The sequence below is a fragment of the Alteromonas sp. MmMcT2-2 genome (genome assembly GCF_022348305.1).
GTDB classification, from domain to species: domain Bacteria; phylum Pseudomonadota; class Gammaproteobacteria; order Enterobacterales; family Alteromonadaceae; genus Alteromonas; species Alteromonas macleodii.
In genome coordinates, this window is record NZ_JAKRFA010000089.1 from 1 (window position 1) to 6479 (window position 6479).

6 protein-coding genes are annotated in these 6479 nt (G+C 39.3%); 3 read left to right on the plus strand and 3 right to left on the minus strand.

Annotated features, from left to right (window positions below; all coding sequences use genetic code 11):
• A partial coding sequence (locus MHM99_RS20680) for a Tn3 family transposase (protein ID WP_239220434.1) occupies nt 1-304 on the plus strand: 304 nt, incomplete at its 5' end.
• 207 nt (nt 305-511) lie between these two features.
• Here the strand turns inward: MHM99_RS20680 and MHM99_RS20685 are convergent.
• The 3 genes from MHM99_RS20685 to MHM99_RS20695 form a co-directional block, all read right to left on the minus strand.
• Complete coding sequence (locus MHM99_RS20685) at nt 512-802, minus strand: hypothetical protein (RefSeq protein WP_239220435.1); 291 nt, start codon at nt 800-802, stop codon at nt 512-514.
• Nucleotides 783-2711, minus strand: coding sequence for a histidinol phosphatase (locus tag MHM99_RS20690; protein WP_239220436.1), 1929 nt, complete (start codon nt 2709-2711; stop codon nt 783-785). The genes MHM99_RS20685 and MHM99_RS20690 overlap by 20 nt, the downstream gene beginning before the upstream one ends.
• A gap of 480 nt (nt 2712-3191) precedes the next feature.
• A complete protein-coding gene (locus MHM99_RS20695; protein WP_239220437.1) occupies nt 3192-4211 on the minus strand; it encodes a hypothetical protein in 1020 nt (339 codons plus the stop codon).
• 95 nt (nt 4212-4306) lie between these two features.
• On the opposite strand from MHM99_RS20695, the gene MHM99_RS20700 reads away from it, so the two are divergent.
• Both MHM99_RS20700 and MHM99_RS20705 read left to right on the plus strand, forming a co-directional pair.
• Nucleotides 4307-5326, plus strand: coding sequence for a WYL domain-containing protein (locus MHM99_RS20700; RefSeq protein WP_239220438.1), 1020 nt, complete (start codon nt 4307-4309; stop codon nt 5324-5326).
• A gap of 72 nt (nt 5327-5398) precedes the next feature.
• Nucleotides 5399-6127, plus strand: coding sequence for a hypothetical protein (locus tag MHM99_RS20705; RefSeq protein ID WP_239220439.1), 729 nt, complete (start codon nt 5399-5401; stop codon nt 6125-6127).
• Nucleotides 6128-6479 lie beyond the last annotated feature (352 nt).

The following is a 6479-nucleotide window of genomic DNA, read 5'->3' on the forward strand; positions in this document are numbered from 1 at the left end:
CCTTAGACGAGCCATTGCGTCGGTGAATGGTGATCAGTTCCGTGGCAAAAACGAGTCTGAAATCGCTATCTGGAATGAATGCGCAAGATTGCTTGCCAATGCGCTCATCTACTTCAACTCCGCGATACTGAGTCATCTTCTGGGACACTTTGAAGCGACAGGTGATGAAGAAAAAGCGGCTATCACTCGTGCTGTTTCGCCCGTTGCATGGCAAAATATCAACTTAAGCGGGACGTATAACTTCACCAATACCGGAAAATTGCCTGATATTAGTGAAATTACGAAGCCAATCGTGGATGATTAAGCTTGGAAACGAAAGTAACCCACAGCTGGAGGCTATATAATACAAAGCCTGTAGCATTCTATGTTACTTTAGAGGGGAAAATCCCTAGAACCCCTCTAAAGATAACGCTTTGCTCAGCGAAAAATAGGAGCGTAGCGAGTAAGTTTTCCGTGTGCAGCAACTTATTATACGGCATTCAAACCGGATCTGATTTCAATATCACCGATATCAAGCTTTATACTTTTCGTATTCATCTAAATACAGCCGCTCTGACTCATCACGAAACTGGCTTCGTCTATTGTGTAAATCATTAAGCTTTTCACTGATACTTTTATATATAATTTGATGAGCTTGGTTCTTTAGGTTATCTTCATTGTACTCATCGATTTGGAAGTTCTCCTCTAGAGCCGCATTAACTAACTTCAGAAGAATTGTCTTATCTATTTTATCGACAGTTTCATACGTACCGTCTTCTGTCAGGAAGTGTCCCTGACTATTTTCAATTTTTAATGCTTTCATAGCCGCCTCTTCTATCAACATAAGCTTCTTCGCCAGCCTCCAGTGTGTTCATGGTAACCTGAAAATTGTTTATTGTTTTTCCGTCAACTGAACAAAGTTCTTTGTCAGATGGATACCCTGAATACCTTCTATATACGATCTCATCACCTTCAATCTCTTTTGATGTGTACATTATATAATCTGCATTGATTGAAGCTCCAACTGTACTATTATGGGTGACAACGACTACCGGCATTGTCTTAGAGATCTCTTTCAGCATCTGATTGGCTTCGCCTTTTAGGAAAAGGTTATCAAACGACGACTCTGGTTCATCTATCAGCAGATAATCAAAGTTTTGTGCATCTTTGATCTCCTGTAAAAGACGAAATTCAGACCTTTCACCACCTGACACCTTGAATCCATCTTTGTTGAGTATTTCATATTCAATGCATGCAAAGTACTTATAAAACTCGGATGGAGTCCAGGCACCATTCTCCTTCAATGCGATGAGATACTTATAAGGTGAAGCATATTCCTGAATATTTTCCTGAAATATTACTTTCTCAGTTTGCAGCAACTGTGTAATTTGGTTGAATTTTAAAACCTTCCTGTGCTCAATCATAACCCTGTATAGGTCGACATCTTTAACTTGTGTCGCTGATGTCCTTAATTGAAGCTTACTTTTTACATCTCTAACGATGTCATTTACAAAACTTCTCTTCTTTCTTTCATACGCTTTTGACCACAGAAGCTCAATTAACTCCAATGCCAAAGCTTTCAAGTTATTTACATCAATATGTTTATCAATGATTTCTCTATATTCTATGTTATCTATCAGTTGTCGAACAGAACCGATAAGATTTCCAAGCCCCTTATCTTGGGCCACTTCAAATTGTGTTTCATTAAAGAGAGCTACTTTAGAGAATGCGTCAAATTTCTCTGCCTCTTCTGCCGACCTTAGAAGTGTTGATAGATAATCCTCTACCTTTCGTTGATTAACTCTAATATCAACATTTAACACATCATCGATAACATTCTTGAATGGAGTCAGATGCTTATCAGCGAATATACTCTTCTTCCGAGCAACATCGTCATTGAACTCTTTTTCGTAATTAACGTCATCTCTTTGAACAAGTGAAAATTGTTGAATATATTTCACATTATCGCAGTCATTGCTTATCTGAGTTAGCGTTTCAGTCTTCCCTGAAGATCGTGCTCCTATAACGACATTAAGTCCGGTGGATAGTTTTTGACCATCGTCAAAAATCTGAAATAGTGAATTCCCATCTGACCTTGATAGAGCCACTTTATTTCTATCACGCAAGCTATGTTTCAATGAACTAAGGGAAATATTTCCACAGTCGATATATGTTTGTTTGGATGGGAACTTGCGCATTCCTTCACGAATTCTTACATCACTAAAAAGAACGGGTGTTAATTCTGTGTCATCTTTAGCCAAACGAATAAACTTTTTGGGGCTATCAACTTCACCAGCAGATATGAGTTCACCCATTTGATCAACTGTCTGTCGCGAGATGGATGGCTTTTTTTCATAATGGGGGATTAGTAAGTATTTATTGAGGTCACCAAAAATATGAAACAACTCATCTACGCTAATAAAGTCACCGATTACCTTGATTTTCTCAGTTACGGCTTGGGTTTTGATTTGAAACTCATCTAAATTTTCATTTTCAGAGATGAGAAGAATATGACCTTTAGCTAGATTTATTTCGATACCTGGAAACACAATACAGTCAAGCGCTTTATCTATTTCTCTGAATTGTGCTAAATCGAATACGTCATGATTTGTTATTGCTATAGCGTCGAGTTCGGCTGTTTTAACATACTCTTCTAATTTCTCTAACGAAAAATCAAAGTGAGCATCACTAATCGTCGGCACAGTATGCATGTGAAGGTCAATTTTCTTCAATTTTTTCTCCACATATAATTAGAAGACCGTGCGATTCGAAACGCACATTCGCACAATGCCGTATAACTTATTATAAAGAATTCATAGTAAGACGCAGCCATACTCATCCCTAAGTTCCCAATATAGTTTATTGATAACAATACCTTACACTTGATTATATGCTGATTTCCAATTATTTATTTGATTGTTACTGTAAACTCACAGTAATTCCAGCGCTGCTTTATACCAAACCCGCCATTGGTGCGGCATCCGTGAACATTTTTGGTTTTACAATGTGTTACTGAGAATTCTCAGTAATTCGAGAACACATGAATTAAAGTAATTTCAGCTAATTTGATGGGCTTTAATAAGAGTTGAGAAGGTCAGCTATGGGATATTCCCCTCCTATAGAGAACGCGCCGTTCACTTCCGCTATTCGCTTATAGCCGACTTCTATCACTCAAAGGCGCGGCTACGAAGTATTCCGGCAATCGCGACTTTCTATGTTTGATACAAATAATTATTAAGAACTTCAACTAACTCAAGTGCTTCACTTTTTGACAGATAAGGTATCTTTATAGTTCTAGCCCAAAAGAAAGTTTTACCCGTTTTTAGTTTCACTTGTGAAAAAGGCATAGCCAACATTCTGTTATCCTTCCGGTTCGGGGTAGGAGTCAAAAATTCTACATCTCGATACAGAGTTTCACTGTCTAGAACTTTAATCTCACCTTTTACTTTTGCGGCAGCAATTAAGCCGCACCATTCGTGCGAAAAGAAAACAATGTCGTCTACATGAATATCGTGAACAAAATTCTTTGCGTCACCATATGCTTCAAGACGACTATTATCTATCATCGACCAAATAGAGTTCTCGTCCCAACGGCGATTTGTGTCGAATATTACGCCTTTCACATCTCTTGGGTTTTTGTGTTGATCATGTGGAAGTGCAAAGAATTCAAGGTAATTTTCTCCAGCGAGTTCATAAAACCTATATGGTAGGAAATAAATAGAAATACCGTTTTTCTTCCAGTAATTAACGTGAGAAATTAGTGATTGATCGGCTGCACTGCCGATAACAAATAGATGTTGTTTATTGTTCATTTTTTCAGGCTCTAGTTCGTGCTCAAGGCCGAAAGCTTCTTTGTGAGCTTGAACTAGAGACGTTTCGTTTTGACTATGCCGTATAAATTTTTCTTCTAATTTTTGGTAGCTCCATTGACCAGCATTTTGCATGTATCTTAGAGCTTGATTGACGGCGTCTTCCCCATCAGTTGAACGCTTTAAGCTAAACAATAATAATTCACCTATTTCATTGAGAGCATATATATCCGCCCCTACTGGCCGCTGCTTTCGCTGAAACGCAGGCATTAATCTAGCTTCTTCAAACAATACATCTAAAATACTACTTGCAATTAAGTTCTCTAGATTATCCGCAAGCTTGCCAAAACTCGAAAAGTCTTTGAACTCCAAAGGTTTCAATTTCTTAAAAAGGTTGGCTTGTTCTTCTATTTTGTAGAGCATTTTTACACTCCTTCGAATGATCTCAGTAAAATAAGATAAGGTATAGTGATTAAAAGGCGCGACAATATGTGTCGCACGTGTAAGGACGAATTGAGATGAGTCAGATAACAGAACGGAATACGCTAAGTCGCCAGTGGGAAATCTTGAGACTCTTACCTTCAGTTGGCGTAGGTATATCGGCCAGAGAACTAGTGAAAAGGCTTACAAGCTTAGGTTTTAATGTTTCAAAGCGTACTGTAGAGCGAGATTTAAATGAGCTGTCTCGACAGTTTCCGTTGCTCTGTAACGACAAAAGTAGACCTTATGGCTGGCGCTGGATGGATAATGCTTCGTTTGATATACCTAATCTCAGCATCAGTGATTGTGTTTCCCTGGCAATAACCGAAGAAGTTATAGCTCCACTACTGCCACCCTCGGTTTTAAGACCATTAAAGCCACGTTTCGAATATGCTAAAAAACATTTGCAAGAAGCTAATCGAGATCATGCTCTTGCTCAATGGACAGATAAAGTCGCCATTCGAACACCATCAATGCCGTTACTCCCTCCAGCTATTGACGGACAAGTCCTTAACATTATCCAGAGTGCTCTGCTAGATGATAAGCAAGTGAAAGTTGTTTATTCGGGTGTTTGGGCAGAAGAGGCTAAAACACTCGTTTTACACCCTCTCGGGTTGATTCAGCGTGGTAAGATACTTTATCTAGTTGCCACAGCATTTAGCTACAGTGATATCCGTTTATATGCGTTACAGAGAATAAATGTCGCTGAACAGCTGGAGGACAATATTGATAAGCCAGTAAATTTTTCGTTGCAACATTATATCGATTCTGGTGCTGCTGAATTTAGTTTGAGTGGTGACATTGCTTTTGAAGCTCGAATTCATCGTTCGGTCATCAACTATCTTTTTGAGACTCCGCTATCGCATGATATGCAGGTTAAAGAAACTAATACTGACTGGCTTGACCTTACTGCCACCGTCAAGGATTCTTGGCAGTTCAGATGGTGGCTACGTTCACAGGGGAGCAGTGTTGAAGTGCTCGCGCCTACGAATTTGCGACAAACAATTAAAAATGAAATCACCGCATTATCCAATTTGTATAAAGTCGATAATTTTTGAACTCTGCGACAAGTTATGACGCAGGTTAGATGTAAGTTTTGTGTTTAAGTTGAAAGGATAAAGGATTAAGTAATGACGAAGCGCCAGTTAAATGAAAAATTCAAACAATTTGCATGTTCCCACTACGGCTGTGATGGTGGAAATTTAGATTCAAGTGTTTGGGTATGTGGCTTGGAATGGGGCACGGAGTTTAAAGACTTGGCTGATCTAGAAAAGGCAATGGAAGGACCTTTCAATGTGGGAAACTGGGATGGACAGGTACAAGAGCGTCTTAAATATCAATACAATAATAAGATTGCTTGGCTATACAGTTATCTCTATGGCTGGGAACATGGGCATAAAGAACAAGCTGTTAGACACAAGCTTATGTGCTCGGATGGCATAGGATTTAAGATGAATGCTTTTCCTATTTCTTTCAAAAATCGTTCCAGTGTATCTTGGAATAGCGATATGGCTAAGCGCATAGGACTGCATTCTTTCGAAGTTTATCTAGAATGGTGTATTTCACATCGAGGGCGTTTCTTTCAAAGCTTAGTAAAAAAACATAGTCCGCGAGTAATAGTATGTACCGGCAAAGGCTCGATGATGTCTTTTTTTCGTTTCTTCGACTGCGATTTGACGACTGTAGACGACGGTGAAATGTTCAATGTTGCGCGTTGCAATGACAATAACACTCTCGTGTTTGTTGTCCCATTCTTTGGTGGTGCTTCGGGTATAAATAGTTTCGACAAAATGGCTACGCTGGCAAGTAATATATCTAAGTACGCTGATAATGCCTTGGGCTCAACCGACTGGAAGTAAAGGAGCATGCGAAACCTGGGTATACACTTTGCTTTTTAGGCCTCTGCCTTTTGCGATGGGGAGTATATCTCCTGAGGGTCTGCACTACCCACAGAAACACCGCAGGAGAAATAAATTAAGCGCGTAATTATACTTGTAGATATCTTCAGATTAGGCCTCAAAGCACGTCCGAGAGCCCTAACTCAGATATAAGTTGTAGTAGCTTATATCTGGATGAATGGGTTTAGACTCTATCTGACAGGCCGCTATGGGTCTTGAGTTCAATCAATGGGCGCAACACATCGGTTAAATTTCTGTGCTGGTGTTTCATAGTCTAACGTTTTTCTTGGTCTTTCGTTAAGTTGTCTCGCTA